This window comes from Bradyrhizobium sp. 45, from assembly GCF_023073155.1.
In the GTDB taxonomy this organism is placed as follows: domain Bacteria; phylum Pseudomonadota; class Alphaproteobacteria; order Rhizobiales; family Xanthobacteraceae; genus Bradyrhizobium; species Bradyrhizobium canariense_D.
Genome location: NZ_JADPIX010000051.1, coordinates 64326 through 80422, shown reverse-complemented (window position 1 = coordinate 80422; position 16097 = coordinate 64326). Strand labels below are relative to the sequence as shown.

General features: G+C 58.8%; 15 protein-coding genes. 11 read left to right on the top strand and 4 right to left on the bottom strand.

Going from position 1 to position 16097, the window contains the following annotated elements:
* The first annotated feature begins 2 nt into the window (after window positions 1–2).
* The 8 genes from trbE to IVB42_RS09080 all read left to right on the top strand — a co-directional run bounded on the left by trbE (window position 3) and on the right by IVB42_RS09080 (window position 8016).
* Window positions 3–2444: a conjugal transfer protein TrbE gene (trbE, locus tag IVB42_RS09115; protein ID WP_247470059.1), complete on the top strand. Its 2442-nt coding sequence runs from the start codon at window positions 3–5 to the stop codon at window positions 2442–2444.
* Window positions 2441–3172, top strand: coding sequence for a P-type conjugative transfer protein TrbJ (gene trbJ, locus IVB42_RS09110; protein WP_247470058.1), 732 nt, complete (start codon window positions 2441–2443; stop codon window positions 3170–3172). Before trbE ends, trbJ begins: the two co-directional genes overlap by 4 nt.
* Window positions 3172–3525 carry a putative entry exclusion protein TrbK-alt gene (trbK-alt, locus tag IVB42_RS09105; protein ID WP_247470057.1) on the top strand — a complete coding sequence of 118 codons (354 nt, stop codon included), beginning with the start codon at window positions 3172–3174 and terminating at the stop codon, window positions 3523–3525. Before trbJ ends, trbK-alt begins: the two co-directional genes overlap by 1 nt.
* Window positions 3522–4751, top strand: a complete 1230-nt coding sequence (gene trbL / locus IVB42_RS09100) for a P-type conjugative transfer protein TrbL (RefSeq protein WP_247470056.1) — start codon at window positions 3522–3524, stop codon at window positions 4749–4751. The genes trbK-alt and trbL overlap by 4 nt, the downstream gene beginning before the upstream one ends.
* Before the next feature lie 97 nt (window positions 4752–4848).
* Window positions 4849–5532, top strand: a complete 684-nt coding sequence (gene trbF, locus IVB42_RS09095) for a conjugal transfer protein TrbF (RefSeq protein ID WP_247470074.1) — start codon at window positions 4849–4851, stop codon at window positions 5530–5532.
* 8 nt (window positions 5533–5540) lie between these two features.
* Window positions 5541–6557 (top strand): P-type conjugative transfer protein TrbG, encoded by a 1017-nt coding sequence (gene trbG / locus IVB42_RS09090; RefSeq protein ID WP_247470072.1) that lies wholly within the window; start codon window positions 5541–5543, stop codon window positions 6555–6557.
* Window positions 6554–7765 carry a TrbI/VirB10 family protein gene (locus IVB42_RS09085; protein ID WP_247470055.1) on the top strand — a complete coding sequence of 404 codons (1212 nt, stop codon included), beginning with the start codon at window positions 6554–6556 and terminating at the stop codon, window positions 7763–7765. The genes trbG and IVB42_RS09085 overlap by 4 nt, the downstream gene beginning before the upstream one ends.
* An 8-nt stretch (window positions 7766–7773) precedes the next feature.
* Complete coding sequence (locus tag IVB42_RS09080; protein WP_247470054.1) at window positions 7774–8016, top strand: DUF2274 domain-containing protein; 243 nt, start codon at window positions 7774–7776, stop codon at window positions 8014–8016.
* On the opposite strand, the gene IVB42_RS09075 is transcribed toward IVB42_RS09080, so the two are convergent.
* From IVB42_RS09075 to IVB42_RS09060, 4 genes are all read right to left on the bottom strand, one after another.
* Entirely contained in the window at window positions 7989–8948 is a 960-nt protein-coding gene (locus tag IVB42_RS09075; RefSeq protein ID WP_247470052.1) for a LysR family transcriptional regulator, read from the bottom strand. The genes IVB42_RS09080 and IVB42_RS09075 overlap by 28 nt on opposite strands.
* A 586-nt stretch (window positions 8949–9534) precedes the next feature.
* Window positions 9535–10437: a tetrahydrofolate dehydrogenase/cyclohydrolase catalytic domain-containing protein gene (locus tag IVB42_RS09070; protein WP_247470050.1), complete on the bottom strand. Its 903-nt coding sequence runs from the start codon at window positions 10435–10437 to the stop codon at window positions 9535–9537.
* A 478-nt stretch (window positions 10438–10915) separates the two neighbouring features.
* Window positions 10916–12013, bottom strand: coding sequence for a hypothetical protein (locus IVB42_RS09065; RefSeq protein ID WP_247470048.1), 1098 nt, complete (start codon window positions 12011–12013; stop codon window positions 10916–10918).
* Between the two features lie 349 nt (window positions 12014–12362).
* Complete coding sequence (locus IVB42_RS09060) at window positions 12363–12713, bottom strand: dihydroneopterin aldolase (RefSeq protein ID WP_247470046.1); 351 nt, start codon at window positions 12711–12713, stop codon at window positions 12363–12365.
* 770 nt (window positions 12714–13483) lie between these two features.
* Between IVB42_RS09060 and IVB42_RS09055 the strand changes: the two genes are divergently transcribed.
* The 3 genes from IVB42_RS09055 (at window position 13484) to purU (ending at window position 15952) form a co-directional block, all read left to right on the top strand.
* Window positions 13484–13687: a hypothetical protein gene (locus IVB42_RS09055; protein ID WP_247470044.1), complete on the top strand. Its 204-nt coding sequence runs from the start codon at window positions 13484–13486 to the stop codon at window positions 13685–13687.
* A gap of 86 nt (window positions 13688–13773) precedes the next feature.
* Window positions 13774–14679 carry a 3-keto-5-aminohexanoate cleavage protein gene (locus IVB42_RS09050; RefSeq protein WP_247470042.1) on the top strand — a complete coding sequence of 302 codons (906 nt, stop codon included), beginning with the start codon at window positions 13774–13776 and terminating at the stop codon, window positions 14677–14679.
* Between the two features lie 427 nt (window positions 14680–15106).
* Complete coding sequence (purU, locus tag IVB42_RS09045; RefSeq protein ID WP_247470041.1) at window positions 15107–15952, top strand: formyltetrahydrofolate deformylase; 846 nt, start codon at window positions 15107–15109, stop codon at window positions 15950–15952.
* Window positions 15953–16097: the final 145 nt, after the last annotated feature.

Genomic DNA, 16097 nt, shown 5'->3' with positions numbered 1-16097 from the left:
TCATGATGAACCTTGCCGAATATCGCCATTCCAATGCGCGTCTTGCCGATTTCCTGCCTTGGGCAGCCCTCGTCGACGAGGGCATCATCCTGAACAAGGATGGCTCTTTCCAGCGGACAGCGAAGTTCCGTGGACCCGACCTCGATAGCGCGGTGCCAGCTGAACTTGTCGCGGTCGCCGGTCGTCTGAACAATGCACTTCGCCGCCTGGGATCCGGCTGGGCCGTGTTCGTTGAGGCGCAGCGCCATTTTGCCGGCAGCTATCCTCCGAGCACATTTCCGGACGTCGCATCTGCATTGGTCGACGCCGAGCGTAGGGCTCAGTTTGAGGAGGCCGGCGCCCACTACGAGTCCAGCTACTTCCTGACTTTCCTCTATCTGCCTCCGGAGGAGGGCGCAGCCAAGGCAGAGCGACTGCTCTATGAAGGGCGCGATCGGACCGTTGGAGCCGATGCTCGCGAGGTACTTCGCGGCTTTATCGATCAAACCAGCCGCGTGCTCGGGCTTCTGGAAGGATTCATGCCGGAATGCGCATGGCTCGATGATCAGGCCACGCTGACCTACCTGCACTCGACGATCTCGACCAAGCGTCATCGTGTTCGCGTGCCCGAAATTCCCATGTACATCGATGCGCTGCTGGCGGACCAGCCGCTGACCGGCGGGCTAGAGCCGATGCTGGGATCAGCCAATCTGCGCGTTCTCACCATCGTCGGCTTTCCGGGAGCGACGACGCCTGGAATTTTGGATGACCTCAATCGCCTGCCATTTTCGTACCGCTGGTCGACCCGAGCAATCATGCTGGACAAGACTGATGCCACCAAGCTGCTGACCAAGATCCGGCGGCAGTGGTTTGCCAAACGAAAATCGATTGGCGCCATCCTCAAGGAGGTCATGACCAATGAGGCCTCGACGCTGCTCGATACGGATGCTCACAACAAGGCGCTCGACGCCGACGCTGCCCTGCAGGAACTGGGTTCGGACCAGATCGGACAGGCCTTTGTCACCGCGACCATCACGGTTTGGGACGCCGATCCCAATGCTGCCGATGAAAAGCTCCGCCTGGTCGAGAAGGTCATTCAAGGCCGCGATTTCACCTGCATGATCGAGACGGTGAACGCCGTCGAAGCCTGGCTCGGCAGTCTCCCCGGGCATGTCTATGCCAATGTGCGGCAGCCGCCGGTCTCAACTCTCAACCTCGCCCATATGATTCCGATGTCGGCCGTGTGGGCGGGCGAGGCGCGCGATCTGCATTTTGGCGGCCCGCCGCTCCTGTTCGGCAAGACGGAGGGATCAACCCCATTCCGGTTTTCGCTCCACGTCGGTGACGTTGGCCATACGCTGGTGGTGGGGCCGACAGGAGCTGGCAAGTCGGTCCTGCTTGCCCTGATGGCAATGCAATTCCGCCGTTACCCGAACTCCCAGGTCTTTGCGTTCGATTTTGGCGGTTCAATCCGGGCGGCCGCGCTCGCCATGGGTGGCGATTGGCATGATCTCGGCGGTGCCTTGTCGGACGGAGGCGATCAAGCGGTCGCGTTGCAGCCGCTGGCCTGGATCGACGACGTTTCCGAGCGCGGATGGGCCACCGAATGGATCGGTGCCATCCTGGCGCGGGAAAAGGTCGAGATCACCCCAGAGGTCAAGGACCATCTGTGGTCGTCCCTGACGTCTCTCGCGTCGGCGCCAATACAGGAGCGCACCCTGACGGGCCTGTCAGTCCTCCTGCAATCGAACTTCTTGAAGCGTGCTCTTCAACCCTATTGCCTTGGCGGTTCGTCCGGGCGCTTGCTTGATGCTGAATTCGAGCGCCTTGGGGAATCATCAGTCCAGGCGTTCGAGACCGAAGGCTTGATCGGAACGAGCGCGGCGCCAGCCGTGCTGGCCTACTTGTTTCATCGCATCGGCGATCGTCTCGACGGCCGTCCGACGCTTCTCATTGTCGATGAGGGTTGGCTCGCCCTCGACGACGACGATTTTGCCGGCCAGCTCCGGGAATGGCTGAAGACGCTTCGCAAGAAGAATGCCTCCGTCATCTTCGCCACCCAATCGCTTTCGGACATCGACGGCTCGGCAATCGCGCCGGCGATCATCGAAAGCTGCCCAACACGACTATTGCTGCCGAACGAGCGGGCGATCGAACCGCAGATTACGGCCATCTATCGCCGTTTCGGCCTCAATGACCGCCAGATCGAGCTTCTGAGCCGGGCGACGCCCAAGCGCGACTATTACTGCCAGTCCCGTCGCGGCAATCGGATGTTCGAGCTTGGCCTAGGCGAAGTTGCGCTCGCATTCACGGCGGCCTCATCCAAGACAGACCAGGCGACCATCGCACAGCTCCTCGCCGAGCATGGAACTGACGGCTTCGTGCCGGCCTGGCTCCAGCACCGGGGCGTCGCCTGGGCCACGGACCTGATTCCCAGTCTCGTCAATCTGGAGAAATCGCAATGAGGCGCCTTGGTCTATTTGCCGCCGCCGGCACGATCGCCCTGACGCTTTGCGTCACGGCGCCCGCACGAGCGCAGTGGATTGTCTTTGATCCCAACAATTACGTCCAGAACGTGCTGACAGCGGCGCGCGAGCTGCAGCAGATCAGCAACCAGATCACCTCGTTGCAGAACGAAGCGCAGATGCTGATCAATCAGGCCAGGAATCTGGCGAGCCTGCCGTATTCCTCCCTCCAACAACTGCAATCATCGATCCAGCGAACCCAGCAGCTGCTGAGCCAAGCCCAACGCATCGCCTACGACGTCCAGCAGATCGATCGCGCGTTCTCGGCCAGCTATGCGCCAGCCAACGGCAGCCAATCCAGCCAGCTGCTGATCACCAATGCTCAATCACGTTGGCAGAATTCTGTCGCCGCGTTGCAGGACGCGCTCCGGGTTCAGGCTGGCGTTGTTGGGAACCTCGACACCAATCGCGTCCAAACATCGGCGCTCGTGACCTCAAGCCAGGGTGCCAGCGGCGCCCTGCAGGCGACCCAGGCCGGCAACCAGATCCTCGCGCTTCAGGCGCAGCAACTCGCCGATCTTACCGCCACTGTGGCTGCGCAGGGCAGGGCACAGAGCCTTGAAGCGGCGCAGCGCGCCGCAGCCCAGGACCAGGGTCGCGAACAGCTGCGGCGATTTCTGACGCCAGGGCAGGGCTATCAATCCCAGGACGTGCGGATGTTCCACTGATGACCGATACAGGCCCATTCAAAGCGCTATCGCTACTCATGTCAGTCGGGGTTCTGGTCCTAGCAGGCTGCGTGATCCAGCTTCGTGGCGGAGAAAATAGCTCTGCGCCGAAGGCAGAGCAGACCAAAGACGTTGACCGGTCCGAGCTTGCGCGCTGCCGGACCGTCTCTTCCGAAGATGCAGGGGACTATCAGCATTGCCATAAGGTATGGGCTGAAAACCGCCGCCGCTTCTTTGTCAATCGGGACGGTGCTGCCGCTGCAGAAACCGCCGTGACACCCGTGTCAAAGGATCAGAGCCGGATGCAGCAAGGATATCCGTCCGTCGGCGTGCCCGAGGAAGCTAAGCCATGACCGGCACCGGCATCATCGACCAGTTCCTTGAGACATTCACCCGCTACATCGATAACGGCTTCGGGCTTTTGGGTGGTGAGGTCGGGTATCTCGCGACAACGCTTGCCGCCATCGACCTCACGCTTGCCGCGTTATTCTGGAGTTGGGGCCCGGACGAGGACATCGTCGCGCGTCTTGTCAAGAAAACGCTATTCGTTGGCATTTTTGCGTATCTGATCGGCAACTGGAACAGTCTGGCGCGCATTGTTTTTGAGAGCTTTGCCGGGCTTGGTCTGAAAGCGTCCGGTTCAAGCCTTTCCGCGTCAGACTTCCTGCGGCCGGGAAAAATCGCTCAGGTCGGGCTCGATGCCGGAAGGCCGATGCTCGATTCGATCTCGAACCTGATGGGCTATATCAGCTTCTTCGAGAATTTCGTTCAGATCGTCGTTCTCCTGTTCGCGTGGGTCGTGGTGCTGCTCGCCTTCTTCATTTTGGCGATCCAGCTCTTCGTCACATTGATCGAGTTCAAGCTGACGACGCTGGCCGGCTTTGTGCTCATTCCCTTTGGCTTGTTTGGAAAGACGGCCTTCGCGGCGGAGCGGGTCCTCGGCAACGTCATATCGTCCGGGATCAAGGTTTTGGTCCTAGCCGTCATCGTGGGCATTGGCTCAACGCTGTTCTCACAGTTCACGGCCGGTTTTGGCGGCGCGCAGCCTACAATCGAAGATGCCATGACCCTGGTGCTCGCGGCCCTCTCCTTGCTGGGGCTCGGTATCTTCGGTCCCGGAATCGCAAACGGCCTGGTATCGGGCGGACCCCAGCTCGGCGCCGGCGCCGCGATTGGGACGGGCCTTGCTGCCGGCGGCGTTGTTGCGGCGGGCGCCGGCCTTGCCGCCGGTGGCGCTGGTCTTGCTGGTGGTGCGCTCGCAGGTGCGGGGCGCGGTGGGGCTGCCATGGTGAGTGGCACATCCGCGGCGTATCGAAGTGGTGGCCTTGCTGGCGTCGCGGAGGCAGGTGGCTCGGCTGCGATGAGCCCTTTACGTCGAGCCGCGGCCACATTCCGCGGCGGCGGGCAAGCGGGTGAGCCCGCTGCGAGTACGTCCACCGAGGGGCAACCCGATTGGGCCCGGCGCATGAAGCGGGCCCAGACCATTCGGGACGGCGCGTCGGCGGCCGCTCATGCTGTTCGCTCTGGTGGTCATGGCGGCGGCGGCTCTTCTGTCGATCTCTCGGAAGGAGAGCGCTGACAGGGAGCCAACCTGCCGGTTCGCCGGGCGCCAGCAGCGGCGTCAAACCGGACACCGCGACACGAAACCAATCACTCGATCTCAGGGGCAACTCTCCATGTTCAGACGACCTTCCGTTCACTACGGGCGCATGCCCGAGCCGGCCACGCCCTACCAAAAAGCAGCGCAAGTCTGGGACGAACGCATTGGATCTGCGCGCGTGCAGGCCAAGAATTGGCGCTTGATGGCCTTCGGTTGCCTCATGCTCTCGGGCGGCCTGGCCGGTGGACTTGTTTGGCAGTCAGCACGAGGATCAATCACGCCATGGGTCGTCGAGGTCGATCGCCTGGGCCAGGCCCAGCGGGTTGCGCCAGCCAACATCGATTATCAGCCTACAGATGCTCAGATCGCCTATCACCTGGCGCGCTTTATCGAGGACGTCAGAGGCCTGCCGGCCGACGGCATCGTTTTGCGCCAGAACTGGCTTAGGGCCTATGACTTTACTACCGATCGTGGCGCCGCCGCGCTCAACGATTTTGCGCGCAACAACGATCCCTTCGCCAAGTTGGGCAAGGCGCAGATCTCCGTCGACGTGTCGAGCGTCATCCGTGCGTCGTCGGAAAGCTTCCGGGTGGCGTGGACCCAACGTGTTTACGAGAACGGCTCATTGAGCGCGACCGAGCGCTGGACCGCAATTCTCACTGTCGCAATCGAAACGCCGCGAGATGCCGAACGGCTGCGCAAGAATCCGCTTGGCGTCTACGTCCGCGCCATCAACTGGTCAAAGGAGCTGGGGCAGTGATCAAGACGATGCGTAACATATGTTCAAAAGGTCCGATCCAATACCGCAGGTTCAGCTCGAGCAAGCTCGCGGCTTTGAGGCGAGCCCTTTTTACTGCTCTGTTGCTTAGCACATCCGCCCTAGCTGGATGCGCCACCTACATTCCGCCGGAAATCAGCTATGACGCCGAGGTCCCGCCATTGCCAGCACCTCCAGCGTCTCTTAGCGACCGAGCTCGCCCGCTTCACGTTCCACCGCTTTGGAAACCGGTTCTCGGCGGCAAGTCGGGGGCGAAGGAAGAGGCTGAACCCGTGAGCCGAGTTGAGACGGCAAATAGTGCGGCGCGGGTCGAGCCGCGCAAAAAGGGGTATTTCAATGCCGCGCAGATTTACGCCTTTAGCCCCGGGGCGCTTTACCAGGTCTACGCCGCTCCCGGACAGATCACGGACATTGCGCTGGAAGAAGGAGAGCAATTGACGGGATCTGGACCGATCGCGGCCGGAGATACCGTGCGCTGGGTCGTGGGAGATACGGAGAGCGGGAGCGGGGACACGCGTCGCGTCCATATCCTGGTGAAGCCGACCCGGGCTTCGATCGAAACCAATCTTGTCGTCAATACCGACCGGCGCACCTACCTGATCGAGCTCCGCTCTCGCGAACGGCCGTACATGCCATCTGTTGCCTGGTACTATCCGGAAACGGTTCGCGAACGATCGCGCTCAGTCGCCGTCAGACCTGCAATTCCAGATCCGGCGCAGCGTGTCTTTCGTTACGCGATCGAGGGCGACAGTCCACCCTGGCGGCCGCTCGCGGCCTATGATGACGGCCGAAAGGTCTATATCGAATTCCCGCAAGGCATCGTGCAAGGCGAGATGCCGCCGCTCTTCGTGATCGGCCCCGACGGCAAGACCGAACTGGTCAACTATCGCGCCTACGGCAATGTATTGATCGTGGACCGGCTGTTTGCAGCTGCAGAACTGCGGCTCGGCGGTGAGCATCAACAGAAGGTCAGGATCGTCAGGACTGACGGGAGGCCGTCATCATGAGCACGCAGAACGAAAATAATCCGGAGGGGGTCATTTCGCGGCAAGCACCGGAGGAGCAATCCAGGAGCTTCCGCCTCCGAGCCGAACCTCCGCGGGTCACCCGATTGTCTCGCAAGGTACTGGCGGGAGGGAGCGCGGTTGCCCTGCTGGTTATCGGCGGAGCCGTATTGTGGTCATTGCAAAGCAATCGCCCACGCAACCAGACGACCGACGAGCTCTATAGCACCGATCATCACAATCTCGCCGATGGCATCGAGGCGCTACCGAAGGATTACGGTGGGGTCTCACGCCAAACCGTGCCGCAGCTTGGTCCACCGCTCCCAGGCGACCTCGGTCGACCGATCTTGGCCGCTCAAGGCCAGTCGCCGACGACCGGCAGAGATCCGGAGCAGCAACGCCGGGATCAAGAGAGCGAGGCGGCCCGTAACAGCCATCTGTTCGCTTCGACCAACGGGCGAGAAGTGCGTCCGCCTGCCGCTACGGCAGCTGGAGGCGAGCGCGTCGTGCCGCCGAACGCAATGGGCGCCAGCGACGATGGATCTGCGCAGAACGCGCAGGACCGAAAACTTGCCTTTGTGAACGCTTCTGTGGATCGCCGCACGGTAAGCCCTGACCGCGTCAGCAGGCGCGCTTCGCCATACATTGTCCAGGCTGGAACAGTGATTCCGGGAGCACTGATCACCGGCATCAGGTCAGACCTTCCCGGCCAAGTCACCGCGCAGGTAACAGAAAACGTATTCGATTCGCCGACCGGGCGCCTTCTGCTCGTCCCGCAAGGGGCCCGCTTGATCGGGGTCTACGACAGTCAGGTTGCGTTCGGTCAGTCACGCGTTTTGTTGGTCTGGACCCGCCTTATCATGCCGAACGGTCGTTCGATCGTTCTGGAGCGGCAGCCGGGTGCAGACGCGGCAGGATATGCCGGCCTCGAAGACGAAGTCGACAACCATTGGAGCGAATTGCTCAAAGCTGCTGCCCTGTCGACGCTGCTGGCCGTCGGTACCGAGCTTGGTGCGGGTTCTGACACCAATAGCAATGACAGTGCCATTATCCAGGCACTGCGGCACGGAGCGGGGGACTCGCTGAATCAAACCGGCCAGCAGGTTGTTCGTCGCAGCCTCAATATTCAGCCGACGCTGACCATCCGTCCGGGGTTCCCGGTGCGCGTGATTGTCAATCGCGATCTCGTTCTCGAGCCATATAAAAGGTGACGGCAGCCATGGCTAAGCTCAAGATTGGAACTTTACTTGACGACAAGCCCGTCAAGCTCAGCATTGAATTGCCAGCATCCGTACATCGAGATCTGGTTGTCTACGCGAAGGCACTTGCAGGCGAATCCGGTCAGCCCATCAGCGATCCTAGTAAGCTCATCGCACCGATGCTGGCGCGGTTCATGGCGACGGACCGCGGCTTTGCGAAGCTACGGCGTGTGGCTCATTCGCGAGAAGTGGGCGAGGGGTAGCGTTCGGCCAAAAGTCTGAGAAAGCTGTTCAAGGCGGGATTTTCGTTGTCTGCGCGCCAATGTGCAGAAAAATCTACACGCGTCGGCCCTGTTTCGCCACGCAGTTCGCGATAAACCAAGCCAGCGAAGCTCGCGCCAATATCTGATTCCAGTACTAAGCTGATCCCAAGCTTCATGCTGATAAGACTCTTGATTATACCTCGGCTGACGTCGTGGCGTTCGATCTTTGGACGATCCGCGGGAGAAACAAGGTGTGATATCAGAAGGTCCTCAAGCTCGCGTCCGGGATCGTACTGGCTTAACAGGACGGTCTCGCTCCGGAGATCCGTCCAATAAACTACAGGGCTCGCTGCCAATGCATGATCCTCCGGCAGAGAGACCAGGACTCGCTCGCTCCAGAGCGAGCGAATGTTATTGTCCCGTAACGGCACTTCCCCAGTTACGATCAGAACGTCCGCCGTACCATTTCGCAGAGCCGTTGCGAGCCGCGTTCGCGACCGTTCGACAGTTGCTATTTCGATCCGAGGATGGCGGTCCTTGAATTCGGTCAGTGTAGCTCGGAGGTTGCCGGCGGATATGGAGGTACAGAAGCCGATGGAAATACGGCCAACCTCGCCGCGACCGCTATGTCGCCCCGTTTCAACCAGAGTATCGACTTGCTCGAGGATAAGCCTCGCGATTCGTAGTACAGTTCGACCGGCTAAGGTTGGCTTCACACCTCCGCTTGAGCGCTTAAACAGCGCGACGCCGACCCTGTCCTCGAACTGGCCAATCGAACGGCTCAACACAGAATGCCGAACCGAGAGGATGTCCGCAGCTCTGCGAAGGCTCCCGTAGTCACTAGCTGCCACTGCAAATCGAAGATGCTGCAGGTCGACCGGAGGTGTTCTTGGAGCATGTCGCTGGTTAGTTGGATTTCTGCTGTCTACCATGTGCGTTACTTGCTGGCTGATCGTAAAGGCGCCGCCCTCGGGCGGCTGGCGCCTCTCGCCGCTCCTACCTAGTGCTCTCTTTTAGGCGCTGTAAGCAACACGGGTGCTCATAGCACAGGCCCCGACAGTTTAGCCGCGCTTCGAACCTTTGCGAGCGGCTCCATTGAAACCGATAGGTAATCTGCAATAGCCGTGGTGTTACCGAGAGCGTGAGCCTCTCTCGCTGCATTGACCAACGATGGGCCGAATAACTGGAAAGGTCGAGCCCATGTTCGCCGAGCAGCGTCAAAATGCCCTCGTGGCTGACCTTGCCGTCGTCGTTGCAGTGGATGACGTGCTTGGATTGATTCGGGTCGACCTTCGCAAGACTATTCACGGAGGTCTCAGAGAGGAGCTTGAGCGCGTTGGGCCCCTTGAAGCGGTGCTCCCGAAGCAAGGACCAGTTTCCAATGTAGCAGGTTTCTTTTCAGGACATGCTCGCGTCGGTCGCGTTGGGAATTTCGGGGAGGCCCCAGCGGCTCGTGTAGTAACTTGCTGGTGTGGTAATAATCATCGGTTTCATCAGTGCCTCCCTTTTCCATGCCAACTACGTGATGTCTTCTGAATGAGCGGGTGGGAGGATCGGTCCGCGTGTCCGCTCGACGAAGCGGCGGGCCGCCGACAGGGTGTTGACGAGCAGCATGGTGACCGTCATGGGCCCGACGCCACCCGGCACGGGTGTGATGAAAGAGGCCTTCCGGCTCACTCCCTCGAAGTCGACGTCGCCGACCAGGCGTCCGTCCGGCAGCCGGTTGATTCCGACATCGATAACCACCGCGCCGGTCCGCACCATCTGCGGCAGGATCAGATTGGGGACGCCCGCAGCAACCACGAGGATATCGGCAAGGATTGTGTACTGCGCGACATCGCGTGTCTTTGCATGGCACACTGCGACCGTGGCATCGCGCCGCATCATCATCAGTGCCATCGGCTTGCCGACGATGTTGCTCGCGCCGACGATGGTGACGTTCCTGCCTTCGAGGGGAATATGGGCGTGGTCGAGGATTTTCATCACGCCAAAGGGTGTGCAAGGCGAGAAGATCGTGTCGCCGACGACCAGCCCACCAACATTGTACAGATGAAAGCCGTCAACATCCTTCTCTACGGAAATCGTGTGCAAGACGGCACGAACGTCATGATGCGGGGGGAGAGGAAGTTGCACGAGGATGCCGTGCGTCACCGGATCCTCGTTCAGCCGCCTTATAGACTCAATCAAGACTTCGGCCGGCACATCGTCCGGATACTCGATCAGAGTCGAGCGGATTCCGACATCGACGCACGCTTTCATCTTGTTAGTGACGTAGACACGGGAGGCGGGGTCTCCTCCGATCAGGATCACGGCAAGTCCTGGTACGACGCCGGCAAACCGGGTAAGTTCGTCGACATCGATCGTGATCCGAGTCCGAATTGCTCTCCCAATTGCCCGACCGTCGAGGATACGCACAGTCATGGTGTCCTATCTAAAACGCGGGGTTTTTTATCAGCGTGAGAGAGGGCATGGGGCTCGAGTGCCGGTCTGAAGCCAGCACAAGCCTTAGATAGCGAGTTGCTGCGAATGAATGTTCGATAGTGAGAGCCTGAGCCCTCCCATCTTGTGGAGTTTGAATCGCTTCAACGATCGTGCGATGTTGATCCTGGCCGAGGCTAATATCTGAACGATCCCCTGCACACCGGCCCGCTGCGATTCGATGAATGCGGTCGGTGTCGCGAAAGGCAGGGACATGACACGTTGAAGCGAGTGCGCAAGCATCTCGCTACCTGACACTTCGATCCCCTGCGATCCGCAGTCTGATGCCGCAAAAGTCCCGCAGCATCTTCGTCGGGAGGTCAGCGGCCGTTGTACTTTCATCAGAGACGTCCCTTGAAAAACGGGCGCCGCGGGGTCATCGCGGCGCCTTAAGTTCCACCGGGAGAACAGAAGAGGTGGCTCAGAATTTCATAGTGATGCCGCCGTAGACCGTCGATTCAGTGCAACTGTTGGTGCTTTGGCCGGTTGCAGCGATGGTGCAAACTCTCGGCGTGGCGTTGTGATCGAAGCCGTACTTGTTTTGCCAGTAGCGATAGGCGATCCAGAGATCAACGAAATGAGTATATTTTTCACCCAGCGCAGCCTTGCTGGCGTCAAAAGTTAAGCGGATCGGTTCGCTGTTGAACTCAACCTTTGTGGCGGTGCTGAGTGGACCCGAACCGGAAAAGGCGGGAAGACCATTCGCGTCGCCTTTGGGGCCATACCATGCGGCGCGACCGCTGATTGAGAAATACTGCAAGCTCGGCGGCAAAAAGCCCAAATCCATGTAGTAGTTGGTCTCGATCGCCCAAGTCGTTCTGAACTCATGGTTTCCGTCGACGTTGCAGCCGAGTCCGGGCACTTGGCTGAACGCAAAAATGCTCCCGCATTGATTGAAAGCGTTGTGGTTGATCTCCTTGTAAGCCAGGGGAGCTACGTTGAAATACCCCTTGTACGGAAGATCGAAGGCGAATTGCAGTCCGGCGACCATCGAACGCTTGGCGGCCCCCAGATAGAGATTGTCAGTATCGGCATCCGCGCCAACTTCGAACGAAATGTCGCGCAACGGTCCGACACTGAAGGCCTTAGTGTTGAAAATCTCATTCCATCCGAATGTGCTTCGGAACAAGCCATAGACTTCCGTTTCGCCTGCGCAGTTTCCTGGCGTGAAATTGACGGTCAATCCGGCATTGATGCACGGTGACGCTGCGTCGTTATGACCTGACTTGAACATCGAAATGTTCAGGAAGTTGGTGCCGTAAGCCCACGCATCGAAGTGCGTGAAAGAGTAAACCTGCTTTGCAGTGGTGCCTGTGATCGTCCCGTTTGGGTTAACGGTGAACATGCTGGGGGTTGTGCCCTTAGGCATCCACGAAAACGATACCCTATTGTCGATCACAAAAAAGAACGGCACGTCCGGCGGTGGCGAAGCGGCCTTGACTGGCAGGTCAGCGGCTCTGCCACCCGCAGCAAAGCCCAGCGTGAAAACAGCACCTAATACAAAGTGACGAACCGACATTAATGCGTCCTCCCCTGGATGCGTTGCGACCCTCTTTCCGGGACCTTTTACCGAGCGCGCTTGCATTCGATGGCAGCGCGCAAATAGCGCTCTAGTTCTAGGAGGCCGACCAAGGACGGACCAACGAATTCTGTAAATGCCAAGTATTTCCGCGCTTGATGGTGCTTGCCACCCGTCGCCTTTCAGCATGTTGGCAGGATAGTCACTTAGCTCAGATGCAAAAAATCTGCTTGAGCCGGCAATGCGCGACAGACCTTTCTTGCGTCATGGCCGATCGCGAAGCGGTGCCGCCAATGCCAATTCCGAATTCCGCCGACTGTGGCTTTAGCTCTCACGACGGAAGTCCAGCTTAATGCCAACGGCCGCCATCCGGGCGGGAATGGGCGGAGCGGGCTTGCGCAAGGCAATGCTGATCGCGATTACAGACGGATAGGCGGCGAAGATCGCTTCGGCTATAGCGCGCCCGGCCGCTTCGAGTAGTTTGAAGCGGCGCGCCGAGAAGATCGTCGTCACGAAGCGCGACAACGGCGCCGTAATCAACGGTGTCAGCCAGGTTGTCGCTGAAGGAGGAAGCGCGCAAATCGCAGTCGAGCACGAGGTCGATGATGAAGTGCTGGCCAAGACGTTCCTCCTCCGCGAAATGACCGTGATAAGCATAGAGGTCGAGGCCCTCTATCATGATCTGTCCGGCCCGGCTCATCTTGCTCCTCCGACTGCCGCCCATCTTGAAGATGTCGGATCAGCAATGAGGAACTGTCTGCGCGGCAGGCGGCCCTCGATAGCTTTCGCAAAGGGGCGGCTCAACATGTCCAGCCCCGGTCCAGGACTCTGGCAACAGTTATGCATCTAGATCATCCGCGCGCTGGACGTCGGCCCCTGCGGCGACGCTCTCTCAAACTGCCAGCGTCTAAAGGTGATCGCCGCAGCCTGCAACAATTACGAGCGAAGTCCGACCCCGATGTAGCGCTCAATCAGCTCGTCTTGCGTCCTCAGTTCGTGGGTTGAGCCCACCCAAGCGATCCGTCCACGCTTGAGCAGCACGACCGTATCCACAAAGTCGATCATCCGCTCAATCTACTGCTCCACGATGACGGTGATCGGAGCCGCGCCTGTCGTGATACGGTTGCGGACGCGTTGGCGAGGATATCTCCTCGCGTCAGCGCGTATCTGCCCAGGATTCGCGAGGACTTCTAGCGGTTCATTGTGGAGCATGAGCCTTCGATCGCAACGGTTGATCTCGTCGTCACTCGAAGATGAACAGACCGCCGAATTCCTCGGGGCCTTCATTCACAACATCAATAGCAGAGATTGGAAACCTGAGTTTCTCGATTGGGTGCCCCGCCCTTAGAGTCAGCCCGTCCTGCTACTGGCGGTTTGAGCGAGCGTTTGCCCAATTGGGTTGGAGGAAGAGGGATCGGTCAGTTGTAGGAAGGAGAAAAATAAAGTGTCTGGAAACATGGGAGGGGAGTATTGCCGCAGCGCGAACGCTATGGCGCGGGTACCTCAGAAGTTCGCTGTCAGCGCCGGTTTGATGATGGCCCACGCAATGCTTTACTCGATCGGTACGCCTACCGCCGCCTGCTCGAGCTGATATCTCAGCCAATTGAAGCCGAGAACAATATCAATCTGTGCTCGAGCTACGACTACTTGAAAGATGCATGTCGCTCTTCGTGAGTATTCCGAAGGCGCTGCGATCGATGCATACACGAAAGTTGATCAAGGTTGGGATGAACACTCTTGTAATTGAGAAGGAGGAATGAATGACACCGGTGGTGATCGTTGCCGCGCTGAATGGCGGCTATCAGCAATCGACAGAAGTTACCCGCATTCCCGTGACTCCGAAAGAGATTGCGGAGGAGGCGGAAAAGTGTCGCGAGGCAGGGGCGTCAGTCGTCCATTTCCATGCACGGGATGCGGAAGGTGTGACCACAGGGGATGTCCAGATATTTTCCGAGACGATCCGCCTGATCCGGGAGCGTACGGATGTTCTAATTCAGACAACCAATGGCATTGGGGCAAGAAAAGATGCCCAGACCGGCGAGTGGATTCGGCCCACTGATTCAGACAGACTGGCGCTTCTAAACATCCAACCTCGACCGGATCTCTATGGCGCAGCCACTGGCTCAATGGACTTCTACCATCCATGGGGCGGGCAACCAGTGGAGCGTCCGTTTGTGAACAGCGCCGATTGGCTATGCAAAGCGATCCAATATACGCATCGCGTTGGGGCAACTATCGAGTTCGAGGTTATTACATCGTCAGTACTCTACCGATTGAAGAGATTCGCTGATGATGGCGTCTTCGACGCCAACGCCGACTATCTGTGGTTTCTCCACGGAGGCGGATTTGGCGGCACTCCTCCAGTTCCGCGAATGATTATTCAGAGCATCGACGAAGGAAAGCTCCTGTTCCCTAACGCGAAGTGGGGGATAGTAGGCACTGGTCCGGACCAATTCAAACTCGCTACGCTTGGTTTGGCATGCGGCTGCGACTCTGTCAGGGTCGGACTAGAAGATAACGTCTATCACGCCGACGGACGAACTGCCGCCACCAGTCATGATCTTGTGCGAGAGGTCGTAGATGTCGCGTCAATATACGGAAGAAAACCAGCTACTCCAACAGAAGCGCGCGAAATCCTCGGCCTGAATCGGATGGCGTCCAGTTGAATACAAGTAACCGGCGTAGGAATAGACACTAGTCCTTTGAGGTAGTTTTGGTGGCAGCCCTGTCCTGTGTGAGGGCCTGTGCGCTGATCGGAGACACTCGTCAAACCCCGCGTCCTCTTCGAAATCTTTCAGGCCATCAGTGCGCAAGAACCTCCATAACAGATCTCGATCCATGGATCGCTACGGCCAGCTTGAGCCTGCGGATCGACATAGCTGGACAAGTCTGTCGTTGCGGCAATCCCAAGAACGTATCGTGCATATAGCTTTGCAGGTGCTACATCGACGAGCGTCTGCAAGGCGCGGTGATGCCCGATCGAGTTTGAGGAAACTCCAGGTGCCGGCAGTCTACAATCGGATCAGAATGGTCAATCCTAGAGAGTGATAGGCGGAAATAACGGTCATTGTCTCCAAAACAAACGGTAAGAAATTGAAAGATTACATTCTGACACTGCATTGCGAGGACCGGCCGGGAATCGTTGCTGCTGTAGCCTCGCGCCTCGCGAGCCACGGTGGAAACATCAACGAGGCGCAGCAATTCGATGACTTCGAGACCGGTAAGTTCTTCATGCGCGTTGCGTTTTCGATGGAAAGGCCGATCGAGGATTTCATCGGTCGGTTTGCTGAGGAGGTGAAACGCATCGAACTGGAATGGACATTGCGACCGGCCGACCAGAAACGGAAAGTGCTTATTCTTGTCTCCAAGGTCGATCATTGCCTCGTCGATCTGCTCTATAGGGCGCAAATAGGAGAACTGAATATGGAATGTGTCGGCGTCATCTCCAATCATCCACGCGAGGCGCTGGGTCTTTCGATGACCACCGAGATTCCATTCCATCATTTCGCAGTCACTAAGGAAACGAAGTCGGAACAGGAGGAACGGATAAGGGGAGTAATAATGGAAACCGGCGCGGACCTGGTCGTTCTTGCGCGCTATATGCAGGTCCTTTCAAACGAGTTCTCAGCCTATCTTTCCGGTCGCTGCATCAACATCCACCATTCCTTTCTGCCTGGCTTCAAAGGGGCCAAGCCTTATCACCAGGCACATGAGCGCGGGGTGAAGATGATCGGCGCGACTGCGCACTATGTAACGGGGGATCTCGATGAGGGGCCGATCATTTCCCAGGACGTTGAACATGTTACCCACGCGGATCGGCCGGATGACCTCGTGCGCAAGGGCCGCGATATCGAACGGCGAGTGCTTGCCCGGGCCGTGACCCTTCACTTGCAGGACCGCGTGCTGCTGAACGGACGGAAGACCGTCGTTTTCACGTAACAAAGCGAAGGCGGGAAAGGAGACAAACACGCAAAGGCGGCCGAATGGGCATCATGATATGGAACGGAGCAACACGTGGAGAAAGGTCTCCGCTTCGATCGACATATCGCCAAAGCAGGCGCTCGAATCCCTGGAGCTACCCGGC